We start from the raw sequence: 22,755 nt of genomic DNA, 5'->3' as shown, positions 1-22,755 counted from the left end.
GGGCGAAAGCCCCTGGTCTCTTCAGCCAATTTCAGGAACACACATGCGTCGCCTCATCATCGCCCTCATTGCCACTCTCGCCGTCACCAACGTAGCCGCCAAGCCGGATCGCGACTACTGCACGAGCATCGCCCGCTTCATGCAGTTCGTCGCCAAGGAACGTGACGAGGGCGTGCCTAAGTTTGAAATGCTTGATCGCCTCAACAAGCAGAACTCTGGCACCGAGAAGGATCAGGTCGCCTATGACCATCTGGCCAACCTGGTCGATGTCGTCTACAAGAACCCGGATGCGTCTGCGACCCAAACTGCGGACATCTACTTCGACTGGTGCATGAAGCCCGAGGCGAAGGAAGCCAAGACCACCAAGAACAAGTAACGAATTCTCTGCCCAAGGATGGGAAGGGGTGAATGGCACGCCCTACTCTCGAAAGTTGCCAGCGGTGGTGACAGCTGTGACTTGGCGGTGGATAGGAACCGCCCTCTACAGAGAGCCAACAGAGACCCTTGAGCCAGCGCTAGCTGGCTTTTCTGTGTCTTGAGAAAATAGACATGAAGCAACGGGAGCAACCCATGACGACGAACTACTACACGCTGGAAGAGCTGGAGAAGGCCAAGGCTGAGCTGAAGTCCTGTAGTGACTTCTGCGACCGCTATGACGGCAACAACCCGAACAAGGGTAGGGCGGATCTCCGTGCTGCTATGCGCCGCGTGGACAGCATCGAAGAGGGTCTGAAGCGCGAGGGCAAGCTGCCCTACACGGAGCAGGAGCTTCTGAACCAGAAGATCGACCAGGCACACCCGAAGATTTTCGGGAAGGGCAAGCGGGTCGAGTTCGAAGGTAAGACCTATGAGCGTCATCCCTACAAGACCTGGGACGACAAATGGAAAGCAGACTGGAAGGAGGTAACGTGAGCAAGATTCAGATGGCGACCATCGTCATTGCACCCGCCGAGGGTTTCTACGCGGGCAAGTCGTGGACGGTGACGTCTTGGGAGGACGCGAAAGCCCGCCTGCGTCAGATCGCCGGCTTCGCACCCAAGGACGGCAGCTACGACAAGACCGATTTCACCGTGGTCTTTGCCGATGGCGAGGAATACAAGGGGCGCTTCGACGTGCATCACCACGAATATCATGGTGGTGAGCCCCTCGACCTGGCCCAGCACATGCGCTGGCACCTGCAGTTCCACGCCGGCCTTGAAGCCGCACGACCTGGCTGGATGACTGACGCCCGCTGGGAAGGCCACCTCAACCGCCTGAAGACCGACGCCTATTTCATCAAGATGGCCTTCAACTGCAACCTCTTCCTTGAGAAGTACGACGTGGGGCAGGGCTGAGGCAGTGACCAGGCACGTTCGATCCAGCTGTTCTCGGAAGTAGCTACCACATCGAAACTGATCGCACGCAGCAAGAGTGCTGCGGGTGAGAGAGGATCGAGAAATGTGGGACCGAGCTAAGGTTCTGGAGCTTCTTGAGACGAACGCTAGGGCAGTGGAAAGGGCAGTGCTCGCACTGTGTCGTGACGCCCGGAAGGAAATGATTCCGGACGCAGCACGAACGGATGTGATCGAACACTTCCACAGGCTTCCCATCACCCACTATGCCGAGCGAATCGAGCAGGGTGAGGCACTGGAGGGTAACGACCTCAAGCGTGCCAAGCGGATCGTCAAGCGTTACCTCGGCCAGCTGAGTGTGTTGGCCAATATCAGCGAATCGCGTCGGATTCTGGAGGGTAGGTAGATAGTGTTTGTGCCTAGTGCCAGCTGTTGCAATTACGAGTATGTATGCGCATACTGTGCGCACATAGAGAAAGCGCGCTAGCGCTTCAACCCAGAGAGAAGAGAATGAACCGTTATCTGAGCCGAGCGCTGACGCTCGTGGTGGGTTATTGCCTGTTTCTGACTGCTTGCTCCCAGAGCGCAGTCGCTGACGTTCCCTACAACGTCAACATGGTCGAGTGGAACGTGGGTGCCCCGACTGTGTGGCACGACACGAAGCGTGGCGTGACTTGCTACGCCCACAACGAGGGTATCAGCTGCATCGCTGACCAGTGGCTCACCCCGCAGGGGCAGCAGTAATGGCCACGGTCCAGATCACTCGCGTCCACAAGGGCGTCCACACGGTCGGTCTGCCCAAGATGCCGGAGCAGGACAAGATCACGCTCCAGTTCCTCCTGGGCGACTACGGCCACCTCATCAAGCACAACGAGACCGTGGACGCTGACGAGTTCGCCCAGCGCATCGCTGTCCGTTACAGCAAGCGTCGCAGCCGCGTCCTGCAGGATCTGCTGAACAAGCAGGTGAGCGCATGAAGACCCTCGTCACCCGCAAGCAGCTGGTGAAGGTATTCAAGGGTCTTGGAATGGATGCGGGACTTTGCCCTCGCAAGACACGCCCGCTGATCGTTGATCTTCCTCCCGGCGCTCCCGCAAAGCGGATGAAGGTGTCCTTCTCGGGTCGCAGGACGGAAGGCAGTCTCAAGACCCTGTACGAAATCGAGTTGGATCCGAAGGAGGCGCTGTGAAGCCGCATCTCCACGCTCGCGTCACCCAGAAGAAGTATGGCGGGCAGATCGAGGACTACATGCCCATCCATGAGTTCATCGACAGCTCCAAGATCGCAGTCCCCGATGTCCGGCATCGTGCCATGTTGCACAGCGCCTGGGGCTGCTACCTGGTCGAACGTGTCTTTGGCACGTTGATCACGAATTCCGATGGCAAGAAGGTGTCCACCCGCGACATCGCAGAGGAACACATCATCCAAGACCTCGGCTTCATCCCGACGATGGAGGACTGGCTCAAGACCATGCCTATCGAGGGCTGGATGAGTGGCACACAAAAGCGCCGCATGGCGATCACATTCAATCACGACGAGGACTGAGGAATATGTTGGATGAAATCAAGACTGTAGCCCTGAAGGAAGTGGGCGCACTGGTGGCCGAACAGGCTCGCATGCAGGCCGAACTCCAGGAGAAGCTCCAGGGTCGCATCGGCCCCATCCTGCAGGGCTTCCTCGCTGACCATCCGGAAGTGAAGGCGCTGTGCTGGACCCAGTATGTGCCGTACTTCAACGATGGCGAGGAGTGCGTGTTCAGCGTGAACGGCCTCAACTACTCGGTCGTGGACGAGCGCGAGAACCATCACTACGGCGAAGGCTGGCTGGAAGTGACCAGCTACCGCCAGTGCGAGGAAGTGAGCGCCGATACCCACCTGGCCCTCAACGAGCTGGAGAACCTGCTGACGTCCGGCCCGATGGAGGACACCCTCCAGGCCATCTTTGGCAGCCACGCCAAGATCACCGTGACCTCGGCAGGCGTCGAAGTCGAAGAATACGACCACGACTAAGGGGAGACCTATGTCCAAGAACTTGAACGCCAAGCTGAGCATCTCCGTCCGCAAGGACATCGCTCGCAAGGTGCTGGACCATCGCTTTGGCGATACGGCGAAGCAGCTGAAGGCGAAGCGCAATGCGTTGGCGCTGGACCTTTACAACCTGATCTACCCCGAGGCGACGCGCAAGTTGATGTCGCAGCTCCCGAGCGGCTTCCTGCCGGTCTCCGCGAACGTGTCTGTGGTCATCAATGGCTACGCCCACAACTACGCCCTGGCTGACTACTTGCCCGGCAACGTGAACGCCCACTATGGCAGCGGCCACCGCTTCCTGGAGAAGACGAGCATCGGGGCGAAGCTGGAGGCGCGTTGCAACGCCCTCGATGCTGAAGACCGCGATTACAAGACGGACTTCTCGAAGGCGTTGCAGGAGGTGGAAGCTGCGTTGGCCGGCTTCAACACCTACAAGCAACTCCTGGAGTCCTGGCCGGAAGTGAAGCCCTTCGTGGAGATTCCGGAGGCTGCCAATCGCCAGCTCCCGGTCAGCAAGGTCGCGGACCTCAACGCTCGTCTGAACCTCCCGGTGAAGACTGCGAAGGAAAAGCGCACCGCGTCCGCGAAGAAAGCCGCGTAAGACCCTCGACCCACGCATAGCAGGGTTGTTGCGTCGTTAATAGTATGTACGCGCTGACATATCGCAGCGCGTACATACGACAACCCGAGTCCTGACATGAGCCTACCAAACAACTTCGAACAGACCGCGACCTACAGCGCACGCGACCTGATCAAGACCAGCGACTTCGATAGCGAAACCATCGCAGTCATCACTGGCGCGCTGAACCTCTACGGACGCCACCAGGTCATCGTGAGCGCAGTGAACCTGCACACGATCACGCTGGAGCAGGCATTGCAGGCGCTGCGTCGTGCCCGCGCTGCTGACAAGAGCGAGGAAGCCCTCGACGCCTATGACGACGCGATGCTTTACATCAAGGAGATCCAGCGTGACCGGCTCCACTAAGCCCGTTCGCACGATCAAGAACTGGACCCTTCAACGGGTCGGTGTCAACCACGTTCTGCATGGACGGGTCTTCGAAGACGACCGCTTCCCCAGCGGCTCGTGGATCCGGACGAGCACCGTTGTCTCCGTGGACTTCGCCAAGAAGATCGCTGAGACCCGCAACACGATCTACCACCTGAACTGAGAGAGGAGATGGACATGCCGAAAGGCGTTCGTGCAACCAAGACCGTGAAGCTGACCGAGATCCAGGCGATCAAGGTTGCTGGCACGATGGCAGTGATTCAGCGCACCGATGGTGTCGCGGGTCGCTTCATCAACTTCCTGGCGAATCAGGAAGGTCTGGACGAGCTGGTCGAAGCCTTCGTCCTGAGTGAGGAGAGCGCTTCGTGAGGCTTTCCAAGCAGACCGCCATCCGCCTGATCCTGGCAGCCGAGGCGAGCAACAAGTACATCGCGGACTTGCTCGCTGATCGCGACCAATCCCCCGCCGAGGTGGAGGAGTGGGTCGATCTGAACCAGGCTATCGCGACGGCACAGAGCGAGCTGGGCATCTACAACCTGCCGCCCGAGTGGTTCGATGCTGACGACAACAAGATCCGTGGCCTGCTGTTCCCTGGTCAGAGCGGCGTGATCGACGGCATCGCATACCACTGGCAGCCCGCAAATGTTGCTCGCCGCATCCCGGCTGGCTTCTACCGTGGCAAGCGGGTGAAGGCATGAAGGCGAAAGGCTTCACCCTCATCGAGCTGATGATCGTCGTGGCGATCATCGCGATCCTGGCTGCCATTGCGATCCCGCAATACCAGCAGTGGAAAGACCCGAAGGGCTTCGCAGCTCGCCAGGCTAAGGCACGAGCTGAACGCCAGAACGAAATCGCGGGCTTTCGCATCGTCAACGACCCGCAGACCGGCTGCCAGTACATCTCCGTCCCCGGACAGAGCCTGACACCACGCCTGGGCACCGATGGCAAGCAGATGTGCAGCCATGCGTATCAGTAACCACCGCAACGCGCTGACCCAGATGGCGGGTCGTGTCGCGTCCTTCAACTAGCCATCAACCATAAATCACTGAAGAGAAGAGAGTTTTACCATGTCGAAGAACATCCTCAAGCCCGAACAGATCGCCAAGCTGAAGAAGCTCAAGAACGCCAAGCTCCAGGCTCTCGTCGGCGCATTCCTGATCCTGAAGAACCCGGCCCGTTGGATCAAGGGCTCCTACGCCACCGACAAGAAGGGCAATGGTCGCACCGGCGTCCACTCCGAAGCGCTGAACGCGAAGTGCTTCTGCACCGTGGGCGCACTGCGTCGCGCCGACTTCGAACTGTATGGCGACAACGCTGACAGCTCCAATGGTGCCGAGTCCATCCTGGACAAGGCCGTCGCCAAGTTCACGAAGGGCGGCCAGGACGAAGTGATCAACTTCAACGATGCCGAGGGCACCAAGCACAAGGACGTTCTGACGCTCCTGGGCGACGTGATCCGTCGTGAGTCGCGTGGTCGCATCGAAGCCTCCGCGTTCTAAACCTGGCTTGGGGAGTGCGTATGTGCATACATGCGCGCTCCCTGCGGAGGAGAGAGACATGCACCATCACGCGATGTTTATCGGCAGCTCCGTCCGGAGTCCCGCCACTCCCATTTGGATCCAACCCGCCGAGCACACCTATCGTCCGCGCAAGGGCGAATACCCGTGGGTGATCGTAGAAATCAACATGACCACGCAGCGTATCGGTGAAGTGGTCGAGAAATACGTTCCGCCTCGCAAATGAAGGCGCGACATAACCAAAGGACGACAGTCACCTGCACCTATGACCAGCTGCTCACTGTGCTGCGATGGGCCAAGGTTCAGTACGAGCACGTCGATCCGACACAGATCCTCATCAACTTCGGCAGTCATGGCGGCAAGTACATCGACGTCCGCTGGCCAAACGTCGAAGAGTACGACGGCAAGACCGTCATTGAAGCTGACCTCCCGATGGAGCTGGACGGACCCAAGTCGAACGCGATCCGTTACCGCACTGCCGTCGCGAAGTTGAAGGACGTCAGTCATTCGAACCGAGAAGTCCTCCAGATGAAGGCTGCTGCGCTCGCGGAAGAGACAGCTGAGCGCGCCCGTCAGGAGATGCTTTCCAACCCACTCGCAGGACGTTGGTGATGACCACGCGATACAACATTTCCCTTGAGAAGCTGCGCGCTGTGGTTGATCAGTGCGGGTTCAACATCCTGGAGGAGAAGCTGAGCGACGGCTACATCCAGATCCAGATGCGCTACGCGACGTTCACGGGTGAGTTCAAGCGGAACATCCGGATCGACTCGGCAGCAATGGCTGCGATGGGCGGAGACACAGAGCACTGGGATCTGCACATCCACTACCCGGACATCTACGACGAGGGTCCGGATAGGGATCTGCGCAGGGCGCTGAATGATTACGCCCTCATCAAGATCGGTGCGCCCGGCATTCCTATGCCTAAGCGCAAGAGCATTCACGAGCTGATGGGCCTGGCTTCGCCTGGTAAGGACGAGACCACCCATCTGCCCAAGCCCAAGCCGGCCAAGGAGATCTACGACGAGCTGGCAGAGGCTGCGAAAGCCATTGGCCTTCCGAGCAAGAAGTCGGAGATCCGTGGAATGAAGGGTATCTCGATGATCTTCGACGAGTTCGGAGAGATCGAGGAGGGCTCGATTGAGGCGGTCAAGAAGGCGGCTTACGAGAAAGACTTGAGGAAGAAGATCGAGGTCGAGGAGCTGAAAGCCCGCCTGGACCAGATGGAGCGTAACCCTGAAATGGTCAAGCGGTTCAGCGAGCGCTATGGCTTCGCGAAGCCTGCTGAACCAGCACGCCCGACGAACCCGCTGGAGGGTCAGTGGTGATCAAGTACAAGAAGCTCCAAGTCCGCATCAACGGGAAGAACCTGGAGGCTGCTTGCAAGGACACGCACTTCGCGATCCTCAAGAGCGCGCCCAGCCCCGATTGGCCTGGAACGATCAGCTTCCGGCGTGAGCACGGCAGCTTCAAAGGCGTGTCGCTGACGGCTGAGGTCATACATCGGGTCGTCAACAACGATGGCATCAACGGGCACGATCTGACGCTCCTGTTCCCGCAGCAGCGCGACACCTACGACAAGTTCGCCCAGGACTTCTTTGAAGTCGTCCGTCGCCTGGCCTTTGAAGCTACCTGGGAGTCCAGTCTCGATGATGGACCCGATATGAAATTCGCCACCGCAACGATGTCGATGGCTGTCGAGACGAACCCTCTGGAGGGGCAATGGTAATCAAGTTCATGTGCGCCGACTGGGTGCAGCTCGCAGAGAAGTTGGCTGAGTACGGCTTCGCCCTGAAGAAGAGCAAGATCCACCCGAACATGTCGGTGGTCGAGGACTACTTTCACGAGGACGACAACATCACGATCCAGCTGAAGTCGATCCGCATCGACGCAGCGGACTCAATCGCGGTCTACTTCGACACCAGTGGCGGTCCCAATGGCAAGGCTATTGAGGCTGTCTACGACGCCCACGGCCTGCAGACGCTCCTTTACCCCAAGGCTGCCTTGCGCTGGGTGTATGGCAAGGCTGAGCTGCCCATTCCGGAGTTCCTGGAGGCTGACCCGAATGTCTTCCTGCCGCTCTATGAGCCCAAGTCCAAGCTGACGGAAGCGGAGCGCTACAAACGTCGGATGTATCGCGAGCAGAACCAGAGGATCGTCTTCAAGAAGCCCAAGCCGACCGACAACCCGAGCGAGGGGCGCTGGTGATGCTGCACCTGGGCCAAGATGAGTGGGCACTGATCGAGAAGCTCCTTGCCGCGAAAGGGTTCGCCCTGGAAGGAGTGACGATTGACTCCAACGTCTATCGTCACCTTGAGCTGGGTCTCGCGATCAGGTTCAAGATCGACTTCCCGCTGATGAAGTTCGACCACCGGGATGTCGCCAACGGGAACACCATGTCCCTGATCGAGCGAGACCCGGAGAAGCACGACGACATCCGTGTTGTGCTTGCTCGCGTCTACCAGTTGGGCAGGCAGACGATGCCAGCGTTCCTCCGAGCCCCAAAGGCCAGGCCGGACGACGTGACGATCCAGTTCGGTGAGGCGAAGTGGCTGAACCTGGAGAAGTACATTCGCGGTCGAGGGTTCGATACGGTCTACACGAGCCCTGGCGGTGGGCTGATGGTCTACCGGCATTACCACACGGGCCAGGACATTGCGTTCTGCACGGTGGTAGAGGCACCCGTCATCAAGTTTGAGACCCGTCAGATCCACAACAAGAAACTGATGAAGCAAGTCGAGAGCAACCCAACTGGGTATGGCGACGCCCGAGCAGTGCTCCAACGGGTCTACAGCATGGGTGGGAAGGCATGGCCTGGCTACCTCAATGAGCCCGAGGTGGTCGAAGTGATCGTCAACCCACTGCAGGGTCTCTGGTAAGCCAACTTGTCACGTTTTCCATGACGTGACATTGGCTGATCAGTTCAGCCTTGGGTTCACCAGGTAGAGAAGAGACGCAGCGCGACACGTCTTTCAGGGCGATGTCTGTGACTGCGTAGAACGAGCGCTAAGCGCTTCCCCTAGAAATCACATCACTGTCTAGCTTGAGCGTCACGCGACGCGCAGAGCGAGACAGAGAGCGTCGTGCGCCTATTACGTGCCGATAGTCGGGTGTGTGAGCCGTTCTTAATCTGCTCGCACTGAGAAGCGCACGACGCGCAACGAGAGAAGAGACATGACCAAGTACGAGCGAGCAGTGAAAGAAGTCCACGAGCAAGCGATGAAGATCAAAGCCATCCTTGTCGAGATGCCCGACCGCTACCGCACCGTGGGCCTGAGCTACAACTACTTCCTCGTCTCCGTGGATGGCGAGCAGAAGCTCTACTGCGTGCCCGTCGATGCTCCGGAAGACGTTGATGACATGTTCAACATCCAGGGTGCCGACACCCGCCAGGACATCCGTGACTGGGGTATCTGCGAGGACGACCTTCAGGAGATCTTCGACCGCGACCTCCTGTTCCTGCTGGATCCCAAGTTCGCGCCTCTCACTGATGCCCAGTGGGAAGAAATGCTGAAGTCCTACTCGTTCATCGACAGCAACCCGGCTCGTGTCGTGGATTACGAAGTCCGCGCCGATCTTCCCAATGGTCAGCAGCTCTGCATCGTGGGTTACGACGACGAGACCTGTGAGTACGAAGTCCACCTGGGTAGCTCTGCGTTCTTCCTCAAGACCAAGAACCAGATCAGCGAAGTCGAATCCATCGAGAACGTCTACAGCCGTTCCACCTTCGAGGATCGCGCCACGCTTGAGAAGTATCCCAATCTCGCGTGCATCGCCTGTCGCGTGTTCCAGGACGACATCGTTGGCTTCCCCGCACCCCCGAGCATGGAAATGATCACTGCCGAGGAAGCTCGCATCGCAGCTCGTCCGAAGCTTGTTCCGGAGGTTGCATGAAGAACCTCTATCGCACCGAAGGCAAGGTTTACGCGATGGGTCCGAGCAATGAAGGAGAGTCCCTGATGGTCACTCCCTTGCTCAAGGATGGATCCGTGAACCATCAAAGCTGGGAGCGCGTGGCATGGGATCTCCTCAGCGACGCTGAGAAGGAAGACTGCGACTACATCCAGGCGATTCTGAAGGGCGAGACGACCCGCGACTGCATGCAGGCGATCAAGGACGCCATTCCCCTCGATCTGACGCTCTACGACGACCTGGACGAACCCATCGAAGCCTACAACTACGACAAGGGCTTCCGCGAAGCGCTGGAGCAAGTCGTGGAATCCATGCGCCCGCAGGTGTCCGAGAGTGACGTGGAGGACGTCGTGGACAGCTTGCTGAAGTTCTATCGAGACCGCACGAACGCCCAGGAGGCTCATTGACATGTCCCAGCAGAACGAAACCCGCCTGGTCCGCGCCCTGTGCGTGCTCCTGTACTCCGCGAGCGCTCTCGTGATCGCCGCGTCCATCAACATCGTCGCCCAGAGGTTCATGTCGTGAACGTCAAGTCCCTGATGAAGGATCTCGGGCTGTACGTGGATCCGAACGACGTGCCCGAGGAGATGAAGCACAACGTAGGTCGCAAGCTTCGCTACCTGAACTGGGAACCGAAGATGGGCACCATCGCCCGCGACTTCACCTTCACCGTCCGGGAGTTCCAGAAGGACTATCGGGGTGAGCTGTGCTACCGCATCTACTGCGATGGCTTCGATGACCGCGTGGGTCGCCCGCTGAACCCGGCCCGTGAGTCCTTCGAGTTCGTGAGGGTTCACTGATGGACGGGCAATCCCTCTACGACGAGTTCAAAGCCTGGTGCGAGGAGCAGGGCCTCCCCTGGGTCAGCGCTGACGAGCTTCTGTGGCTCGACTACCTGACCTCGGAGCAGCGCGACTGGCTGGAGAACTTCGTGATGCGCTGGGACGAAGCCGGCCCGCAGAAGCAGTGGGGTGAGCAGTGAAGCACCGCATCCTGATCATCGACGACCTGAGCGGGTCCATGAAGGGGCTTGCTGAAGCGATGGCCAAGGCAGCTGTGGAGATCGTCGAGTTCTCCAAAGTCGTCCCTCGCAAGCCGGACTACTCGGTCATCAGCCTGCCCAAGATCCATTTCAACGACCAACACAAGCACCCGCATCGCGGGAAACAACGAAGGAACTGGAATGCCCGCCGACACTGAGAAGAAGCTGCCCGCCGTGGTGGTCACGATCCAAGCTGGAGTCGTCCAGTTTGTCGCCACCTCTGAAGCAATGGATGTCCTGGTCGTCAACTACGACGACGACGTGGTGGAGGATCTCCCGCCCAGCGAAATCACCCTGGTTCATCAGCGTGGCAAAGCCCTGAATGAGGTTGAGCCGGCCCAGGTCTACCTGTGCGGATCCAACCCCGACGAAATCCAGCCCGAGCACGTCAATTGGCGTGTCGCGAAGTACAACGAAACCAATGGCAAAGAGGCATAAGCCATGAAGCGCATTTTCCTGGAACCGACCGTTCGTGAAGAGGCTGGCCCGATGGGTGGGCTGATCTACGAACACCCGGCCTACGCGCAGATCGGAGCGTCTCGCATCAGTGGGATGACCAATCTGTACGGGTCGGACTTCAACCATCAGCACTTCATCCGTATTCGGATCGCGAGCAGCTCCATTCGTCGTGACCTGTCTACCGATTGGGTGCATGCAGCGACCAAGCCCTACATCGAGGTGGATCTGAGCGAAGCCCAGTGGGCGCATTTCGTGTCCAGCCCCAACGTAGGCATGGGTAGCCAATGCACGCTCCGCTATCGCGAGCCTGGTGGTAATGGCTATGTCCCGGAGCTGGCACCGCCACAGTCCCGAACCAAGCAGTTCGCGGGCGAGGTCAGAAAGCGCCTGGAGACCGCACTCAGCGAGGTGGATGAGCTGCACAAGATGCTGGGTGAGCTGAAGCTGCCCATCAAACAGAAGGCAGCCCTACAGCTGAAGGCGTCCACTGCACGCGCCCAGATGACGGGCAACATGAAGTTCGTCGCGGACATGTTCGACGAACACATGGAGAAAACGGTCGAAAGCGCAAAATCGGAAGTCGATGCCTACGTTGTGCAGACGATCCAACGTGCCGGCATGGAAGCGCTGAAGAACACCGCGCTGACCTACGATCCCGTCGAGATGCCCAAGATCGAGATCCTCAAGCGCGTCGATGATGACCAGGTGATCGAGCATGAGTGAGTCCAACGAACCCAAGCTCAGCCCGGAAGTGATGAAGGCTCTCGGTTTCAAGGAGACCTGGCCAGCTGGTAATCCCACCGAACCGTGGTGGAAGCACGAGAACGATCTGTTCCACACGTTCTTCAAGGCACCCACTGCCTCCGAACTGTTCAAGGAGATCGCCAGGGAGGCGAGCTACCGTGGCCGTCGTGAGGTGCAGACAGCAATCAAGAAGGCGCTGAACGCATGAAGGCTGACGAGGTAGGACGCCGGGAGATCACGCTCGCCCTGCGCCAACACATTGCTGACCTGGGCATCACGAAGGCCGAGGTGAAGGAGTGGATCAAGGAGGCGGTGCAGGAGCGTGCTCGTCAGACGACCCATGAGTTGAACCTCGACTGGATCGTCCAGCGGGTCATCAGCGAGTTCAACAAAACCAACGGCCATGAGGTCAAGCGCAGCGTGGTGGAGCAGATCGTCAGGAACCTCAACGTCAGCTATGGCGACGCTGACAGTGTTCCCAAGCTCAAGCCAGCGGCAGGGGAGGGGCGATGGTAAAGTTCAAAGCAGGTGATCGCGTCTGTGTAGCGTCCATCGACCGGGACGATCCCAAGTGGATCGAACCTGGCATGTGTGGAACCGTCGTGCAGAGCACCTCTGAAGCACCCTGGGTCCGGTTCGACGGCTACCTGGGGACCGAACGGGTCTACGCAGACAAAGAGGGAGTGCCTGGCTGGAAGAGCGGGCACATGGAATGCCTTACACAGGGGCAGCTAAGGAGCATCAAGTGACGCTGAGCCAGGACGAGAAGCTTCAAGCCATCAGGGCGAGGATTCAAGGCGTTTGGGATGACCCAGCACTATTGAAGGTGGGCGAGCTTTCGACAGACCCGAACGAGGACATTCGCCGGATACTCGATGCACCCGAGCCAACAATCGGGGAACCCACCAGGATCTACATCGACTACTGCATCGAGGCTGAGGACTTCGACAAGCTCAAGCTGATCTCCCAGCGTCTACAGGGTGGCACTGACCGCGAGCGGGATGAAGGCGACAAGATGCGACTGATCCTCGACAGGGCGATCCAGTGCGAGGTTCAAGACTACGACTGACCATCCACCCTTACACAGAGAAGCCCGGCACATGACCGGGCTTTCTTTTGGTTAGGAGCCAACTGCGTCCAAGAGGTCATCGCAGAACTGACCGTCGACGGTCAGGTGGCTGATCCAGGCATAGATCCAGATGGTCCCGTGGTAACAAGCAAGCATGCTGCGCTTGTGTCCCATGTCCGGCTCCATCTCCGCGATCTTCTTCACTGCGTTGGCACAGTCCTTCAATCCCTGAAGGTAATCGTCGCGCTCCTTGGCGGTCTTCTGTGCCCAGCCCGATGGACCGCCATAGTGTCCCTCCCAGAGCTTCTTCACGTCATGGAAGGTGTACTTGAAGGACTCGCCACTGAGCTTGTCGGTGGACAGCTCCTTGACGTGTGCCATCTGGATGCGGTGGTTCGGGTCGTTACTACTGAAATGTTGATTCATGTTTAAGCCTTATAGGTGTTGATGTAAGGGCGCAAGTTGGTCAATTCCTGCAAAGCGGTCACTCAACGAATCTGTTAAGTCCCTCCGTTACAGAAATTATTTGTATCGAACCCACCAAAATTCCAAATAAACCTGCCGGATCAATAACTTAAATTCGCAAACGCCTCGATCGCCAACACATGTAAAGGGAACTTGACACGCTTTCCGCGAAATCAACACTCCCGCATGAGAAACACACCCATATCGTCAACATCGTCGAACGCTAAAACGATCACTGTGACGTTCCCCGCATAGAACGAGTAGCAGCACAGCGCTCGCATAAGGGAAATGTCTCTCGCGTCGATCTAGCGCGTTTCTCGCATAGAGATAAGCAGCACGAACGATACAAAGAACGAGCGCTCATCCCACGCATAGAGAACGACACAGACACACACGAATCGCACCAGGTCGAGGTCGGTATTGTGTCCGGCTATAGGGATGCAGGAGAAGACTTGTGGGTATAGGGAAGAAGGGATAGAGGAGCACACACACCCTAGGGGAGAGAGCTATGGGGAGTAGCAGTAGGGATGGCCTACGCATAGGGGTATGGGAAGAGACAGGCCGGGGTATAGAGGGATGGGAGAGCCGAGGTGCCTGTGGAAGGGAAGGGCAAATGACGGTGCCGGCCCGCGCCACATATATTGCAAGGGTTTCCCATGGCCCCTCCATGTCCAGGCGCTCCCAAGTCCGGCCGACCCATGCTCTATCCAGCATTGCCCGCCACGGTATGTACGCGCTAACATACTCAGGTCAGCTAGCGGTTTATCGGCACCCATACGTTCGGCCACTGGCAGCTCTTGTAGCAATGACCCTGATGAAGGATTTCCCGCAGACAGGACTCGGGCGTCACCGATAGGTGCGACAGCGAGGCGGGTGAGTGACACGGTGTTACCTGTTCTGGCTTGCCCAGGCTCATGCGCACCGAGGAACAACAGTGACTGTCGCAATGGCATGAGGTTGAAGGTTGCCCCTGTGGATCACCACCGGGAGGGAGTCAAACTCCCCAAGGCAGTCTGAAGGCCGGGATGTGTCCCTACTCAGTGCATCGTCACGGGGTAGGGGGCGTCATATCCTGAGTTCTCAGATTGCCTAGTTTCCGAGCTGTCGCTCATCCGGAGCAAACACGGTCTTCCTAATCCTGGCCTACGTAGCACATGTACTAGGTCAGTCAGATAGCTCCGGCATCAGATAGGCACTTCCATAGAGAAAGAGATACTCCCGGCTCCAGATGACCTGGTTCCCTATAGGGATAGTGGTGCCAACCCGGCCCTAGGCTTGCCCATGGTCTATCCATGGTTTCCCCTGTATTGGCACCTCCTCTGCTCAACCATGGCTCTCCCATAGCCGGCCATCCCATGAGCCAACCGTCACTCTCCCCTAGGTCTATCCATGGTTGAACCATGGGAGCGGTTGGCCTTGGCACTAGGCACACTGGTTGGCCATTCCCTCATGTTTATTAGCATAGGGAAATTAGTCATTAACCCCTCAAACAGTACGTCAACATGGTTTTTGGCTGTTTTGAGCATGTTCTGGATGGCCAAAAGTAAACGTATCTATTTAGACGGCCATAACAAATAGGTTTATTGAGCAGTGATTCTTGGGAAATAGGCGGCCTACGGGTTCTATATTTCCCTATAACTAATCAAAACTAGGGACATGATCACTGGGACTAGGGTGGACCAGCAGCCAAGGTGCCATAGGTTGATGGATGGCCGACCATAGGTTTTCCCATAGGCTCTAGGGACAAGCGTGCATATCTCTATCTCTCTATACACGTAGAGCAGCCACAAACCATAGGGCCGGTGGGCCAACCATCAGCAGACCATGGATAGACCGCAGGTGAGCCCATGGCACAACCATGGCCCAGCCTAGGGCAGGTATCTGATCTCTCCCAGATAGTCGGGGTCATGCGCCACAATCATCATTTGCTCATCGCAGCAACTGACAACGGAGCACAGCATGACGGACCATAAAGTGATCACTGCCATCGAGCAGCTGGCCACACAAGACAGAACCTTTGGCCGTATGACCTGGGCCTATGAGCAGTTCGATCTGCTGATGGAAGGTCATCGCCGGAATACGCGGTTCAAGTCCCAGGGCATGATGGATGTGTTGGTCGAGGTCATCAGCAACCACTATGGCCAGCCCACGTACTCCATTGCCAGCTACGGCGAGTCCAATGGTGATCTGATGCGTGACCCGGATATTGTCCTGATGGAGCTGACCATCAATGGCACCAAAGTCCTGTTTCCTCTGTCCTTCCGGAACGACTGGATGGGCATTCACCAGGAGACCACGGACGAGGACCAGGGGACGCTTGACCTGCGCCTGGTGCATAGCATCCTCGATTTCATCACCGAGACCTGGTTCGTCCAGATCCACGACCAGTACAAGGTGGCCCCCTTCCGCGAAACCGACTAAAATCACCCTGTCTGCAGTAACAGGGTAGGTGGGCCAAAGACTCCCGTCCTCGGCCTCCCTTTGGGCTCTGATTATTGTTCGACCACGCCCCTGGAGCTTGCCCGCTCGCAGGGGCACTTTTTTGGGTGGAGCCGCCCTAGGGTGAGCCATGGATAACCCATGGAGGGGCCGCCAATAGTCCTATGACGTGCCGATTGTCGGTTGTTGCTGATGCGCTACTATGTATGCACATACACACAACGCAGCGAGCAAACGCTATGAACGTGATTGCACACCAGTACGCCGGCATTCCTATCGAGGCAGGCATGACCCGTTTTCAGGCCACAGGTGATGTCTACCGCATGGCACAGGGTTGGAAGCCGGCCAAGAAGGGAGGTGCCAACCTGTTGGACGTGGTGCTGCTGAGCCTCTATCTCATCTTGGCCCTCTGTGTCCTGATGAACACCAGCGAGGTCGATGCAATGATGGCCGTGGGTGGGGTGATTGGCCTGGTCATGTGGATCGGCCTGATCGTCTTCATGCACCGCCACGAGTCACGCACTGCCAAGTAGATCCCATACGTATGCGCTTGACGATATGTGAGCGCATACATACACTAAGCACACAAACACAAAGCGCGCAGCGCACAGAGAGAAACAGAGCCATGAACGAGCAGCAGAAGAAAGACCAGTTGTTGATGCACGGTGAGATGGTCCGCAACATGACCGAGAACGAGCTGCGTCAGGAGCTGGCTCATCACGCCGAGGAAGTGCTGATGCACGGTGCGTATCTCCACCAGGTCGCCGGGATGCTCGCCAAGTTCCGCAAGGCCAAGGGTGACGAGGAAGGCAACGTCCAGCTGGCACTGCTGCAGGATCTGCTGCGTCCCATCGTGATGGGTCAGCCCAGCAAGCGTCCGAACGACCTGGTGACGCCCCGCATCGACGGTATCGCGGAGGAGATCCTCGATGTCCTGGAGACCTTCGACGACCATGCGAACCAGGGTCCGGCAGTGGAAGCGACCACCAGTGTCAGCGCCCTGACGACCGAAGAACTCGTGGCTGAGCTGATGAAGCGCGCCATGAACGGTGAAGCCGGCATCCACGCAGTCGCCCTGTAAGCGGCCAAGGGACCACAAGGACATGACCACCTTATTAGTTGTGCCCTACTGAGAATGACCAGGACTCAGTAGGGGAGACAAGTCAGCTGGGACAGAGGCTCGATGGAGTGAGTGCCATCGGGCCTTTGTTTTGGGTGAGAGTCAGGGCAAGCCATGGATAGACCATGGGTGATCCTGGCCTCAAGAGTGCCGATAGTCGGAAATCAGATCCAACACGATCATGCGTGTGTCGCAGATAGCGACTCACTCACAGAGAAATAGACCTATGAACGCTCAGCAGTACGTCGAAAAGTTCCTCAACAACACTCTCGTCTACGTCGATTACGACCTCGCGCTCTTCGCGTTTCAAGAGAGTGAGGGCGAGCAGTATGACCTCTTCGTGCGCTTGAGCTATCACCTCAGCGAAGCAATCGCAGAACGTCCTAAAGAGCAGCAGCTGGAACTTGCACAGCGCGCTCGTGAGCACATGAAGTCTCTCGCAGCTGGTGTTTTCGAGTTCAACTGTTGCGAAGCTGGTGTTGACGAAGACGTGCTCGAAGCCCTCTGAGTCCTATAGAGCGACCTCGTGTCGCTCTTCTCATGCGCACCTCCTGGGCAACCCATGGATTCGCCGGCATGAGTCCTCAAACACACCGATTCTCGGAACTCGCGTCCAACTCGATCATGTGTCTCGTCGCAATGCAGCGACGCACACTCACATGAGACCTACGTATGAAGATTGCAGCGAAGATTGACACGAACGACATCGACACGAATCACATCGCGCTGGTTCGCTACTTGCTCGCGCAAGATTTCAACGCTGAGGTCGTCGATGACGCTGACACAACCTACAGCGTGCAAGCGAAGATCTATGAAGGAAATCACTATTTCCTCCTTCAGAACCTCGAAACGCGACAGTATCGCGTGCTCTCGTTCGACCAAGGTGTTGACGTGTTCTCTCAAGTCAACTGCGTGCTCCTCGATGAGACGCACGACAGCATCGCAGCAGCGATGGAACACGTCGTCGAACGCATGGTTATTGATCGCGAGAACGACTGAACCTACAGAGCGACCTAGCGTCGCTCTTCTCGCATCGAGCGCATGGATAACCCATGGAATCACCGGCATCGTGCCGATTCTCGGGCGTTGCGACCTCACAGATGATGCTTACACACTCACTCACAGAGCAAAACGCTATGCAGATCAAGGTTCTTTTCGAAATCATCATCGACGAAGCGAACGATACGACGACCTTTCAAGTCACGAGCGATGGTGTTCGCTTCGCGACGCTTGACCTCGTTCGTGAAGATGACGACCTCAATGACCTGTTCTACGACGTGCAGATCAGTCGCAACGCATGCCTACAGCTGGGTCTGAATGTCGTGCAAGCATCGAGCGCCCTCATGCAGGCTTACGCTGAGTTCGACAAGCGCGATTCATGGTCTGACTTTGAGATCGACCTCGACGTCTGATAGCGAGAGCGCCTCTTGTAGGCGCTTTCTCTTGTCTGCAGATCACCCATGGTTACTCCGGCATGACAACCTTCAACGTGCCGATAGTCGGGTTTCGCATCCAACGCGACACTGCTTGCTCACTCACAACGCAAGAGCATGCAACTATGAAAGCTTTCACTGTCGCAAACGTGCAAGACCATGATGATTTTTACAATTTCGCGTTCATGCTGATTCAAGAACGCTATGTCGTGCATGTGATCGCAGCACAGCACACGATGATTGATGACCAGTGGATCGACAGCGACGAAACGATGTATACGCTGAACGTCTACGACTCGATGAGTGAGAAATCACCCGATGGACTTCTCGACACTCGTGATCTGCACGCTTACTGCAATAGCGACGACATCGAAAAAGAGCGCGTTGCATGCGAGATGTACGAGTCACGCGACGCGCTCGCGCAGCGAATCAGTGAACTGATGCTGTCATTGCAGCGCGTTCAATACTGAGCGATACAGAGCGTCCTATGGGCGCTCTTCTACTGTGTCGCCGGCTAACCCATGGGTTCTCCTACACCTGGCCTAGGACGGTCTTCCTAAACGCGGCCTACAGCGTCACACAGCGCACGCAGCCCTACAGAGCGACGCAGATATAGAGAAACCCTAGGAGGCGCTTAGGGCTCGATACAGGGCGTTTCAGACAGGCATTCGCCCTAGAGTTACGTTGATAGGGTCTCTCCTGGAAATCGACTTCTACCTAGTTCCATTTGTTCTCGGAAATAGCGCATAAGCGCAAAATTCACACATCGCAAAGAACTTTGAACGAGTTCACAGCTGCGATGACACCCGACATAAGAGACACATGGAGATGGAGAGATAGCATGAAAGCTAGCAAACGATTCAATGGTGGTTACACGACCAACTACTCTGCGTTGGAACTTGTCGAAGCGCATCACCGCCATCGACAGCGTGAGAAAGCCCGAAACCTGGATCGTCGCGCCCAACGCACCATGAAGCGAAAGAGCGTCCTTAGCCCATGCTAAATCTCAATCTCCTGCAGTTGCCCTGTCCACCGTAGTCAGCAAGCCCAGATCACCTCTGGGCTTTCTTTTGGGCATAGGGCAGGTTGACCCATGGATTACCCGGCTATGGGTGCCCCTATAGGTAAGTTGGCGTCCCATAGGTTTCCCTCTAGGTTTGGCGGCCACCAGGGCTTTCCTGCTCCCGGTGGAAAGACGTTGGTTAAACCGGTGCTCGGTGGGAAAACCATGGATTGCTCGTGCGCGTCGCATAGGAGCATCGCACGTAGGAGTGCGCGACTATCACACAGACGTATAGACGTCTATATGCAGCGCAGCAAAAAGCATGCACTGAGAGAGAATGAAAGCGCGCACGCGACTAACATGCACTTGCATAGTATGTCAATACATACACCATGTTTTTTCCATCAAAAAAAGTTGAATAAATCTGTTGACGGGAAGTATGTATGCGCATACTATGTTTGTGCGGTCGGGCAAGACCGCACTAACCCAAACCAAACCAAAGGGAATACTAAAATGGCTAAGACCGCTAAGACCGCTGCTAAGACCGTCGCCGCTGCTACTGTCGCTGACGCTATCGACTTCCGCGCAGACTACGCTGCGCAGTCTGACAAGCTTGCTGCGATCATTGCAGACAAGAATAAGAGCAGCGACGAAGTGACAAGCGCAAAGAACGCAAAGCGTCGCGCTGATAAGTGGGTCGGCATGCTGAAGGATGAGAAGATTCTCGCCGCCTACACTGCGCACGTTGACCACTCCTACGCCATGCGCGCCGCTATCTACGCGCAGGACAAGCTGCAAGCTGTCGTGACTGCACTCGGCAAGGGTTGCCATTGGCGCGAAGTGTTGCAGCGTGAGAAGCCCAATGTGACGCTTTACGCTTCGATCAGCATTCTGCGTGATGCTGGCGAATTGCAGACCAAAGGCGTGACCAATGCGCTTTTGAAGAAACTCCCCATTGGCAGCTCGACCGCTCCCACGCAAGCCTCTAGCAGTCTCAAGGCGCTGCGTGCGCTCAACTGGATCAGCTCTGACGTGTCTGACAAGTCTTTCGCTTTGCTTGACAGCAAGCGCGCAGAATGGGAGCGCTTCGCACTGGAAGCGTAAGCGAACAAAGCAAACAATGAGAGAGTGAGCTAGAGAAATCTAGCTCACTTTTTCGTTTTCGAAGTCCTAGAAATCGCGCAACATCGCCAGCCGGATGCCTCCGAAGTGCGACGATTTCCACGTAACCTTATACAGGCACCCCGGCACCAGGTTCCCGGCAGTCCTTATACAGGCGACCGGAGACCAACCGACCCATTGACCGGCTGACCTACCGCTGGCGACCACCGACCAGGCTGTCCTTATACAGGCGACCAGGTGACGCTCGCAGATTGAGACAGGGCAGGCTTACCCTTCGCACATGGGACGGAGAGTGAACTACTACCTGCTGGGGCCACCTGCCTTCTGCGACAACTGCTATGGGCGGTGTGTCTCGATGGATCAGGAAGGGGCCGTGTGCTTCCACTGTGGGAAGGGCGTCTTCATCGGGAGACGGTTCTGGGTGTGCATCCCGTGTGGACCATGCCACGGTGAGCAGGGCGGACGGTGCGCCGTCTGTGACGGTCGGGGGATGCTGGTGTTCCCTAGGGAGGATCTGGATCTCGGAGAGCTTCTACGGACCTGGCGTGAGCTTCCAGAGCGTTACAAGAGGGCACCAGTCCCGGCGCTTGTCCGGGAGCTGGTAGACCTCGCTGATGACTATGCTGCCCAGGACTTGAGCAACTCGACCGGATCTCCGGAGAGCGGTCCCATATCCACGAACTCGCCCTCAGCATTGGGGGAGGTGGCGTAGCGGTAGCTCTCGAAGGTCAGCTGGATCGTCGAACCCGGATTCGGTGGCCGGTGATCCTGCTCCGTCATGTGGAAGCGCTCCAGGAACTCGGGAGCTAGGTGCAGGCGTGTGTCGCAGTCGAACTCCTCGTGGACCCAGGTGATCTTCAGCTCGTCCGCAACGGGCAAGAACTCGTCATAGACCTGAGCGCCGCCGATCACTGCAATCGGACCCTGGTGCAGCTCGTCCAGCTCGTCCACCGACTCGACCACGATGAAGCCCTCGGGCAGCTCGGGGTTCGTGCGCGAGAGGACGTAGTTGATGCGACCGTCCAGAGGCTTGCCCAGCGACAGGGCAGTGTTCTTGCCCATGACGACCGTGCCGATCTCCTGCGTGATAGCCCGGAATCGCTTCATGTCGTTGGACAGACGGGGCCAGGGCAGGGCGTTGTCCTTCCCGATGCCCATCTTGCGATCTACGGCGACGACGATGGTGATGTGCGTGATCATGCGAAGTTCCTGAGCAGTTCCTGGATCTCGTTGTCCAGGTCGATGGAGTCGAGGTCTCGGCCCGACGTGCCGGGGATGTCGTTGTCGCGGTCTTCCCAGCCTTCGATGGGTGCAAAGGCGAGCGTCACCTGCAGTCCCATCGCCAGGGCGAGCTTGCCCAAGACGCGCAGGGATACGTTTTCCTTGTTCTTCAACAGGTTGAAGATATAGACCTGTGAGCAGCCATAATTTCTTGCGATGTCGGCTACTCGGATCTTGCGTCGAGCGATCTGGGTGCGAATCGTGTTGTGCAGCTGATCGACCAGGGCGTCAGCTACTGCCTCCTGATCGGCTTTGCTGTTTCGCGGGGTAGGGGCTTCTTCCGTCATGGCTCTCTCTGTGCGTTCGTATGTATTGATTATACGTATGCGCGTACATACACAGACGGAACGACCCGGTGGCAATGCACCGCGTCGATAAAATAGAACTACATAGAACAGAACTCAGGAGTGGTGATGAAGCTGAAGATGGGATTGGTGGCGTTCGCTGTGATCGGTAGCCTGCTGACGGGTTGCGTGTCCTACGGAGAGATCCAGCAGCGCAAGCCGTTGTTCACTGCGCACACGGACAAGTCGCCCCAGACCTATCTTGAGTGCGTCCAGCCCAAGTGGATGGAAGAGAACACGTTCGCGCATATCGTGCCCAACGGTGACGACCGGACGCTGGTGATGCCCAATCCCGGCACGGGTGCGCAGGGCCAGGTGCTGAGCACGCTCTCTGCCACGAAGTCGGCTACGGGCACGGAGGTTGCGATGCGCACGCTTCCCTCGATCAGCTCCTTCTCCAAGCGACGAGGCGAAGCAGAAGCCTGTCTGTGAGCCACAAAA

Annotated in this window: 43 protein-coding genes and 1 pseudogene; 41 read left to right on the top strand and 3 right to left on the bottom strand. The window is 57.5% G+C overall.

Going from position 1 to position 22,755, the window contains the following annotated elements; genetic code table 11:
• The first annotated feature begins 43 nt into the window (after positions 1 to 43).
• From H8F01_RS00670 to H8F01_RS00515, 32 genes and pseudogenes are all read left to right on the top strand, one after another.
• Entirely contained in the window at positions 44 to 376 is a 333-nt protein-coding gene (locus tag H8F01_RS00670; protein ID WP_187057188.1) for a hypothetical protein, read from the top strand.
• Positions 377 to 570: 194 nt separating this feature from the next.
• The gene (locus tag H8F01_RS00665; protein WP_187057187.1) at positions 571 to 912 is read left to right on the top strand and encodes a hypothetical protein; all 342 of its coding nucleotides are present in this window, start codon (positions 571 to 573) and stop codon (positions 910 to 912) included.
• Positions 909 to 1,334 carry a hypothetical protein gene (locus tag H8F01_RS00660; protein ID WP_187057186.1) on the top strand — a complete coding sequence of 142 codons (426 nt, stop codon included), beginning with the start codon at positions 909 to 911 and terminating at the stop codon, positions 1,332 to 1,334. Before H8F01_RS00665 ends, H8F01_RS00660 begins: the two co-directional genes overlap by 4 nt.
• A 103-nt stretch (positions 1,335 to 1,437) precedes the next feature.
• Positions 1,438 to 1,737 carry a hypothetical protein gene (locus tag H8F01_RS00655; RefSeq protein WP_222615704.1) on the top strand — a complete coding sequence of 100 codons (300 nt, stop codon included), beginning with the start codon at positions 1,438 to 1,440 and terminating at the stop codon, positions 1,735 to 1,737.
• Between the two features lie 104 nt (positions 1,738 to 1,841).
• Entirely contained in the window at positions 1,842 to 2,075 is a 234-nt protein-coding gene (locus tag H8F01_RS00650) for a hypothetical protein (RefSeq protein ID WP_187057184.1), read from the top strand.
• On the top strand, positions 2,075 to 2,308 hold the full coding sequence (locus tag H8F01_RS00645; protein WP_187057183.1) for a hypothetical protein: 234 nt from the start codon (positions 2,075 to 2,077) through the stop codon (positions 2,306 to 2,308). The genes H8F01_RS00650 and H8F01_RS00645 overlap by 1 nt, the downstream gene beginning before the upstream one ends.
• The gene (locus tag H8F01_RS00640; protein ID WP_187057182.1) at positions 2,305 to 2,520 is read left to right on the top strand and encodes a hypothetical protein; all 216 of its coding nucleotides are present in this window, start codon (positions 2,305 to 2,307) and stop codon (positions 2,518 to 2,520) included. Before H8F01_RS00645 ends, H8F01_RS00640 begins: the two co-directional genes overlap by 4 nt.
• Positions 2,517 to 2,876, top strand: a complete 360-nt coding sequence (locus H8F01_RS00635; RefSeq protein ID WP_187057181.1) for a DUF6915 family protein — start codon at positions 2,517 to 2,519, stop codon at positions 2,874 to 2,876. Before H8F01_RS00640 ends, H8F01_RS00635 begins: the two co-directional genes overlap by 4 nt.
• 5 nt (positions 2,877 to 2,881) lie before the next feature.
• The gene (locus H8F01_RS00630; RefSeq protein ID WP_187057180.1) at positions 2,882 to 3,340 is read left to right on the top strand and encodes a hypothetical protein; all 459 of its coding nucleotides are present in this window, start codon (positions 2,882 to 2,884) and stop codon (positions 3,338 to 3,340) included.
• 10 nt (positions 3,341 to 3,350) lie between these two features.
• Positions 3,351 to 3,959, top strand: a complete 609-nt coding sequence (locus H8F01_RS00625; RefSeq protein ID WP_187057179.1) for an Nmad5 family putative nucleotide modification protein — start codon at positions 3,351 to 3,353, stop codon at positions 3,957 to 3,959.
• A gap of 96 nt (positions 3,960 to 4,055) precedes the next feature.
• Positions 4,056 to 4,343, top strand: coding sequence for a hypothetical protein (locus H8F01_RS00620; RefSeq protein WP_187057178.1), 288 nt, complete (start codon positions 4,056 to 4,058; stop codon positions 4,341 to 4,343).
• A complete protein-coding gene (locus H8F01_RS00615; protein WP_187057177.1) occupies positions 4,327 to 4,527 on the top strand; it encodes a hypothetical protein in 201 nt (66 codons plus the stop codon). Before H8F01_RS00620 ends, H8F01_RS00615 begins: the two co-directional genes overlap by 17 nt.
• Positions 4,528 to 4,541: 14 nt before the next feature.
• Positions 4,542 to 4,733 (top strand): hypothetical protein, encoded by a 192-nt coding sequence (locus tag H8F01_RS00610; RefSeq protein WP_187057176.1) that lies wholly within the window; start codon positions 4,542 to 4,544, stop codon positions 4,731 to 4,733.
• Entirely contained in the window at positions 4,730 to 5,062 is a 333-nt protein-coding gene (locus H8F01_RS00605; protein ID WP_187057175.1) for a hypothetical protein, read from the top strand. The genes H8F01_RS00610 and H8F01_RS00605 overlap by 4 nt, the downstream gene beginning before the upstream one ends.
• Positions 5,059 to 5,154 (top strand): annotated as a pseudogene (locus H8F01_RS21710) (prepilin-type N-terminal cleavage/methylation domain-containing protein); the annotation flags it as partial. The gene H8F01_RS00605 and the pseudogene H8F01_RS21710, both read left to right, overlap by 4 nt.
• A gap of 277 nt (positions 5,155 to 5,431) precedes the next feature.
• Positions 5,432 to 5,863 carry a DUF6197 family protein gene (locus H8F01_RS00595; RefSeq protein ID WP_187057173.1) on the top strand — a complete coding sequence of 144 codons (432 nt, stop codon included), beginning with the start codon at positions 5,432 to 5,434 and terminating at the stop codon, positions 5,861 to 5,863.
• Positions 5,864 to 5,921: 58 nt separating this feature from the next.
• Positions 5,922 to 6,107 (top strand): hypothetical protein, encoded by a 186-nt coding sequence (locus H8F01_RS00590; protein ID WP_187057172.1) that lies wholly within the window; start codon positions 5,922 to 5,924, stop codon positions 6,105 to 6,107.
• The gene (locus H8F01_RS00585; protein ID WP_187057171.1) at positions 6,104 to 6,493 is read left to right on the top strand and encodes a hypothetical protein; all 390 of its coding nucleotides are present in this window, start codon (positions 6,104 to 6,106) and stop codon (positions 6,491 to 6,493) included. Before H8F01_RS00590 ends, H8F01_RS00585 begins: the two co-directional genes overlap by 4 nt.
• Positions 6,493 to 7,209, top strand: coding sequence for a hypothetical protein (locus H8F01_RS00580; RefSeq protein WP_187057170.1), 717 nt, complete (start codon positions 6,493 to 6,495; stop codon positions 7,207 to 7,209). Before H8F01_RS00585 ends, H8F01_RS00580 begins: the two co-directional genes overlap by 1 nt.
• Positions 7,206 to 7,610: a hypothetical protein gene (locus H8F01_RS00575; RefSeq protein WP_187057169.1), complete on the top strand. Its 405-nt coding sequence runs from the start codon at positions 7,206 to 7,208 to the stop codon at positions 7,608 to 7,610. The genes H8F01_RS00580 and H8F01_RS00575 overlap by 4 nt, the downstream gene beginning before the upstream one ends.
• Positions 7,604 to 8,089 carry a hypothetical protein gene (locus tag H8F01_RS00570; protein WP_187057168.1) on the top strand — a complete coding sequence of 162 codons (486 nt, stop codon included), beginning with the start codon at positions 7,604 to 7,606 and terminating at the stop codon, positions 8,087 to 8,089. Before H8F01_RS00575 ends, H8F01_RS00570 begins: the two co-directional genes overlap by 7 nt.
• The gene (locus H8F01_RS00565) at positions 8,086 to 8,760 is read left to right on the top strand and encodes a hypothetical protein (protein WP_187057167.1); all 675 of its coding nucleotides are present in this window, start codon (positions 8,086 to 8,088) and stop codon (positions 8,758 to 8,760) included. Before H8F01_RS00570 ends, H8F01_RS00565 begins: the two co-directional genes overlap by 4 nt.
• Positions 8,761 to 9,100: 340 nt before the next feature.
• The gene (locus H8F01_RS00560) at positions 9,101 to 9,775 is read left to right on the top strand and encodes a hypothetical protein (RefSeq protein ID WP_187057166.1); all 675 of its coding nucleotides are present in this window, start codon (positions 9,101 to 9,103) and stop codon (positions 9,773 to 9,775) included.
• Positions 9,772 to 10,200 carry a hypothetical protein gene (locus H8F01_RS00555; RefSeq protein WP_187057165.1) on the top strand — a complete coding sequence of 143 codons (429 nt, stop codon included), beginning with the start codon at positions 9,772 to 9,774 and terminating at the stop codon, positions 10,198 to 10,200. Before H8F01_RS00560 ends, H8F01_RS00555 begins: the two co-directional genes overlap by 4 nt.
• Positions 10,201 to 10,314: 114 nt before the next feature.
• Entirely contained in the window at positions 10,315 to 10,593 is a 279-nt protein-coding gene (locus H8F01_RS00550) for a hypothetical protein (protein ID WP_187057164.1), read from the top strand.
• Complete coding sequence (locus tag H8F01_RS00545) at positions 10,593 to 10,775, top strand: hypothetical protein (protein ID WP_187057163.1); 183 nt, start codon at positions 10,593 to 10,595, stop codon at positions 10,773 to 10,775. Before H8F01_RS00550 ends, H8F01_RS00545 begins: the two co-directional genes overlap by 1 nt.
• Positions 10,772 to 10,993: a hypothetical protein gene (locus tag H8F01_RS00540; RefSeq protein WP_187057162.1), complete on the top strand. Its 222-nt coding sequence runs from the start codon at positions 10,772 to 10,774 to the stop codon at positions 10,991 to 10,993. The genes H8F01_RS00545 and H8F01_RS00540 overlap by 4 nt, the downstream gene beginning before the upstream one ends.
• Entirely contained in the window at positions 10,977 to 11,273 is a 297-nt protein-coding gene (locus H8F01_RS00535; RefSeq protein WP_187057161.1) for a hypothetical protein, read from the top strand. Before H8F01_RS00540 ends, H8F01_RS00535 begins: the two co-directional genes overlap by 17 nt.
• A gap of 3 nt (positions 11,274 to 11,276) precedes the next feature.
• The gene (locus tag H8F01_RS00530; RefSeq protein ID WP_187057160.1) at positions 11,277 to 12,017 is read left to right on the top strand and encodes a hypothetical protein; all 741 of its coding nucleotides are present in this window, start codon (positions 11,277 to 11,279) and stop codon (positions 12,015 to 12,017) included.
• Complete coding sequence (locus H8F01_RS00525; RefSeq protein ID WP_187057159.1) at positions 12,010 to 12,246, top strand: hypothetical protein; 237 nt, start codon at positions 12,010 to 12,012, stop codon at positions 12,244 to 12,246. Before H8F01_RS00530 ends, H8F01_RS00525 begins: the two co-directional genes overlap by 8 nt.
• Positions 12,243 to 12,554 carry a hypothetical protein gene (locus tag H8F01_RS00520; RefSeq protein ID WP_187057158.1) on the top strand — a complete coding sequence of 104 codons (312 nt, stop codon included), beginning with the start codon at positions 12,243 to 12,245 and terminating at the stop codon, positions 12,552 to 12,554. The genes H8F01_RS00525 and H8F01_RS00520 overlap by 4 nt, the downstream gene beginning before the upstream one ends.
• Positions 12,555 to 12,783: 229 nt before the next feature.
• Positions 12,784 to 13,107 (top strand): hypothetical protein, encoded by a 324-nt coding sequence (locus H8F01_RS00515; RefSeq protein ID WP_187057157.1) that lies wholly within the window; start codon positions 12,784 to 12,786, stop codon positions 13,105 to 13,107.
• A 51-nt stretch (positions 13,108 to 13,158) separates the two neighbouring features.
• Here the strand turns inward: H8F01_RS00515 and H8F01_RS00510 are convergent, their stop codons facing one another.
• A complete protein-coding gene (locus H8F01_RS00510; RefSeq protein ID WP_187057156.1) occupies positions 13,159 to 13,533 on the bottom strand; it encodes a hypothetical protein in 375 nt (124 codons plus the stop codon).
• Positions 13,534 to 15,531: 1,998 nt separating this feature from the next.
• Between H8F01_RS00510 and H8F01_RS00505 the strand changes: the two genes are divergently transcribed.
• From H8F01_RS00505 to H8F01_RS00470, 8 genes are all read left to right on the top strand, one after another.
• Positions 15,532 to 15,993, top strand: coding sequence for a DUF6908 domain-containing protein (locus tag H8F01_RS00505; protein ID WP_187057155.1), 462 nt, complete (start codon positions 15,532 to 15,534; stop codon positions 15,991 to 15,993).
• Between the two features lie 257 nt (positions 15,994 to 16,250).
• Positions 16,251 to 16,544 carry a hypothetical protein gene (locus H8F01_RS00500; protein WP_187057154.1) on the top strand — a complete coding sequence of 98 codons (294 nt, stop codon included), beginning with the start codon at positions 16,251 to 16,253 and terminating at the stop codon, positions 16,542 to 16,544.
• A 92-nt stretch (positions 16,545 to 16,636) separates the two neighbouring features.
• A complete protein-coding gene (locus tag H8F01_RS00495) occupies positions 16,637 to 17,092 on the top strand; it encodes a hypothetical protein (protein WP_187057153.1) in 456 nt (151 codons plus the stop codon).
• A gap of 265 nt (positions 17,093 to 17,357) precedes the next feature.
• Positions 17,358 to 17,639 carry a hypothetical protein gene (locus H8F01_RS00490; protein WP_187057152.1) on the top strand — a complete coding sequence of 94 codons (282 nt, stop codon included), beginning with the start codon at positions 17,358 to 17,360 and terminating at the stop codon, positions 17,637 to 17,639.
• Positions 17,640 to 17,803: 164 nt separating this feature from the next.
• On the top strand, positions 17,804 to 18,130 hold the full coding sequence (locus tag H8F01_RS00485; RefSeq protein ID WP_187057151.1) for a hypothetical protein: 327 nt from the start codon (positions 17,804 to 17,806) through the stop codon (positions 18,128 to 18,130).
• Positions 18,131 to 18,267: 137 nt separating this feature from the next.
• Complete coding sequence (locus tag H8F01_RS00480) at positions 18,268 to 18,543, top strand: hypothetical protein (RefSeq protein ID WP_187057150.1); 276 nt, start codon at positions 18,268 to 18,270, stop codon at positions 18,541 to 18,543.
• Positions 18,544 to 18,605: 62 nt separating this feature from the next.
• On the top strand, positions 18,606 to 19,034 hold the full coding sequence (locus H8F01_RS00475; RefSeq protein WP_187057149.1) for a hypothetical protein: 429 nt from the start codon (positions 18,606 to 18,608) through the stop codon (positions 19,032 to 19,034).
• A gap of 1,046 nt (positions 19,035 to 20,080) precedes the next feature.
• Positions 20,081 to 20,671: a hypothetical protein gene (locus H8F01_RS00470; RefSeq protein WP_187057148.1), complete on the top strand. Its 591-nt coding sequence runs from the start codon at positions 20,081 to 20,083 to the stop codon at positions 20,669 to 20,671.
• A gap of 636 nt (positions 20,672 to 21,307) precedes the next feature.
• Here the strand turns inward: H8F01_RS00470 and H8F01_RS00465 are convergent.
• Together H8F01_RS00465 and H8F01_RS00460 are read right to left on the bottom strand one after the other, a co-directional pair.
• Entirely contained in the window at positions 21,308 to 21,889 is a 582-nt protein-coding gene (locus tag H8F01_RS00465) for a dihydrofolate reductase (RefSeq protein WP_187057147.1), read from the bottom strand.
• A complete protein-coding gene (locus H8F01_RS00460) occupies positions 21,886 to 22,257 on the bottom strand; it encodes a helix-turn-helix domain-containing protein (RefSeq protein ID WP_187057146.1) in 372 nt (123 codons plus the stop codon). Before H8F01_RS00460 ends, H8F01_RS00465 begins: the two co-directional genes overlap by 4 nt.
• 126 nt (positions 22,258 to 22,383) lie before the next feature.
• Between H8F01_RS00460 and H8F01_RS00455 the strand changes: the two genes are divergently transcribed.
• Positions 22,384 to 22,746, top strand: coding sequence for a hypothetical protein (locus tag H8F01_RS00455; RefSeq protein ID WP_187057145.1), 363 nt, complete (start codon positions 22,384 to 22,386; stop codon positions 22,744 to 22,746).
• The last annotated feature ends 9 nt before the right edge of the window (positions 22,747 to 22,755 follow it).

Origin of the sequence: Dyella telluris (assembly GCF_014297575.1) — a bacterium.
Classification (GTDB): Bacteria; Pseudomonadota; Gammaproteobacteria; order Xanthomonadales; family Rhodanobacteraceae; genus Dyella; species Dyella telluris.
Note: the sequence above shows the minus strand (reverse complement) of the source record. Positions and strands in the feature narration are given on the sequence as shown.

Excerpts from the sequence above, each read along its gene's own strand:
- H8F01_RS00520 (WP_187057158.1), top strand. The coding sequence starts at position 12,243 with ATGAAGGCTGACGAGGTAGGACGCCGGGAGATCACGCTCGCCCTGCGC.
- H8F01_RS00480 (WP_187057150.1), top strand. The coding sequence starts at position 18,268 with ATGCAGATCAAGGTTCTTTTCGAAATCATCATCGACGAAGCGAACGAT.
- H8F01_RS00560 (WP_187057166.1), top strand. The coding sequence starts at position 9,101 with ATGAAGATCAAAGCCATCCTTGTCGAGATGCCCGACCGCTACCGCACC.
- H8F01_RS00530 (WP_187057160.1), top strand. The coding sequence starts at position 11,277 with ATGAAGCGCATTTTCCTGGAACCGACCGTTCGTGAAGAGGCTGGCCCG.
- H8F01_RS00510 (WP_187057156.1), bottom strand. The coding sequence starts at position 13,533 with ATGAATCAACATTTCAGTAGTAACGACCCGAACCACCGCATCCAGATG.
- H8F01_RS00470 (WP_187057148.1), top strand. The coding sequence starts at position 20,081 with ATGGCTAAGACCGCTAAGACCGCTGCTAAGACCGTCGCCGCTGCTACT.
- H8F01_RS00525 (WP_187057159.1), top strand. The coding sequence starts at position 12,010 with ATGAGTGAGTCCAACGAACCCAAGCTCAGCCCGGAAGTGATGAAGGCT.
- H8F01_RS00500 (WP_187057154.1), top strand. The coding sequence starts at position 16,251 with ATGAACGTGATTGCACACCAGTACGCCGGCATTCCTATCGAGGCAGGC.
- H8F01_RS00535 (WP_187057161.1), top strand. The coding sequence starts at position 10,977 with ATGCCCGCCGACACTGAGAAGAAGCTGCCCGCCGTGGTGGTCACGATC.
- H8F01_RS00595 (WP_187057173.1), top strand. The coding sequence starts at position 5,432 with ATGTCGAAGAACATCCTCAAGCCCGAACAGATCGCCAAGCTGAAGAAG.
- H8F01_RS00505 (WP_187057155.1), top strand. The coding sequence starts at position 15,532 with ATGACGGACCATAAAGTGATCACTGCCATCGAGCAGCTGGCCACACAA.
- H8F01_RS00655 (WP_222615704.1), top strand. The coding sequence starts at position 1,438 with ATGTGGGACCGAGCTAAGGTTCTGGAGCTTCTTGAGACGAACGCTAGG.
- H8F01_RS00620 (WP_187057178.1), top strand. The coding sequence starts at position 4,056 with ATGAGCCTACCAAACAACTTCGAACAGACCGCGACCTACAGCGCACGC.
- H8F01_RS00485 (WP_187057151.1), top strand. The coding sequence starts at position 17,804 with ATGAAGATTGCAGCGAAGATTGACACGAACGACATCGACACGAATCAC.
- H8F01_RS00495 (WP_187057153.1), top strand. The coding sequence starts at position 16,637 with ATGAACGAGCAGCAGAAGAAAGACCAGTTGTTGATGCACGGTGAGATG.
- H8F01_RS00570 (WP_187057168.1), top strand. The coding sequence starts at position 7,604 with ATGGTAATCAAGTTCATGTGCGCCGACTGGGTGCAGCTCGCAGAGAAG.
- H8F01_RS00670 (WP_187057188.1), top strand. The coding sequence starts at position 44 with ATGCGTCGCCTCATCATCGCCCTCATTGCCACTCTCGCCGTCACCAAC.
- H8F01_RS00640 (WP_187057182.1), top strand. The coding sequence starts at position 2,305 with ATGAAGACCCTCGTCACCCGCAAGCAGCTGGTGAAGGTATTCAAGGGT.
- H8F01_RS00630 (WP_187057180.1), top strand. The coding sequence starts at position 2,882 with ATGTTGGATGAAATCAAGACTGTAGCCCTGAAGGAAGTGGGCGCACTG.
- H8F01_RS00625 (WP_187057179.1), top strand. The coding sequence starts at position 3,351 with ATGTCCAAGAACTTGAACGCCAAGCTGAGCATCTCCGTCCGCAAGGAC.
- H8F01_RS00650 (WP_187057184.1), top strand. The coding sequence starts at position 1,842 with ATGAACCGTTATCTGAGCCGAGCGCTGACGCTCGTGGTGGGTTATTGC.
- H8F01_RS00665 (WP_187057187.1), top strand. The coding sequence starts at position 571 with ATGACGACGAACTACTACACGCTGGAAGAGCTGGAGAAGGCCAAGGCT.
- H8F01_RS00460 (WP_187057146.1), bottom strand. The coding sequence starts at position 22,257 with ATGACGGAAGAAGCCCCTACCCCGCGAAACAGCAAAGCCGATCAGGAG.
- H8F01_RS00465 (WP_187057147.1), bottom strand. The coding sequence starts at position 21,889 with ATGATCACGCACATCACCATCGTCGTCGCCGTAGATCGCAAGATGGGC.
- H8F01_RS00580 (WP_187057170.1), top strand. The coding sequence starts at position 6,493 with ATGACCACGCGATACAACATTTCCCTTGAGAAGCTGCGCGCTGTGGTT.
- H8F01_RS00610 (WP_187057176.1), top strand. The coding sequence starts at position 4,542 with ATGCCGAAAGGCGTTCGTGCAACCAAGACCGTGAAGCTGACCGAGATC.
- H8F01_RS00555 (WP_187057165.1), top strand. The coding sequence starts at position 9,772 with ATGAAGAACCTCTATCGCACCGAAGGCAAGGTTTACGCGATGGGTCCG.
- H8F01_RS00545 (WP_187057163.1), top strand. The coding sequence starts at position 10,593 with ATGGACGGGCAATCCCTCTACGACGAGTTCAAAGCCTGGTGCGAGGAG.
- H8F01_RS00590 (WP_187057172.1), top strand. The coding sequence starts at position 5,922 with ATGCACCATCACGCGATGTTTATCGGCAGCTCCGTCCGGAGTCCCGCC.
- H8F01_RS00490 (WP_187057152.1), top strand. The coding sequence starts at position 17,358 with ATGAACGCTCAGCAGTACGTCGAAAAGTTCCTCAACAACACTCTCGTC.
- H8F01_RS00455 (WP_187057145.1), top strand. The coding sequence starts at position 22,384 with ATGAAGCTGAAGATGGGATTGGTGGCGTTCGCTGTGATCGGTAGCCTG.
- H8F01_RS00475 (WP_187057149.1), top strand. The coding sequence starts at position 18,606 with ATGACAACCTTCAACGTGCCGATAGTCGGGTTTCGCATCCAACGCGAC.
- H8F01_RS00645 (WP_187057183.1), top strand. The coding sequence starts at position 2,075 with ATGGCCACGGTCCAGATCACTCGCGTCCACAAGGGCGTCCACACGGTC.
- H8F01_RS00585 (WP_187057171.1), top strand. The coding sequence starts at position 6,104 with ATGAAGGCGCGACATAACCAAAGGACGACAGTCACCTGCACCTATGAC.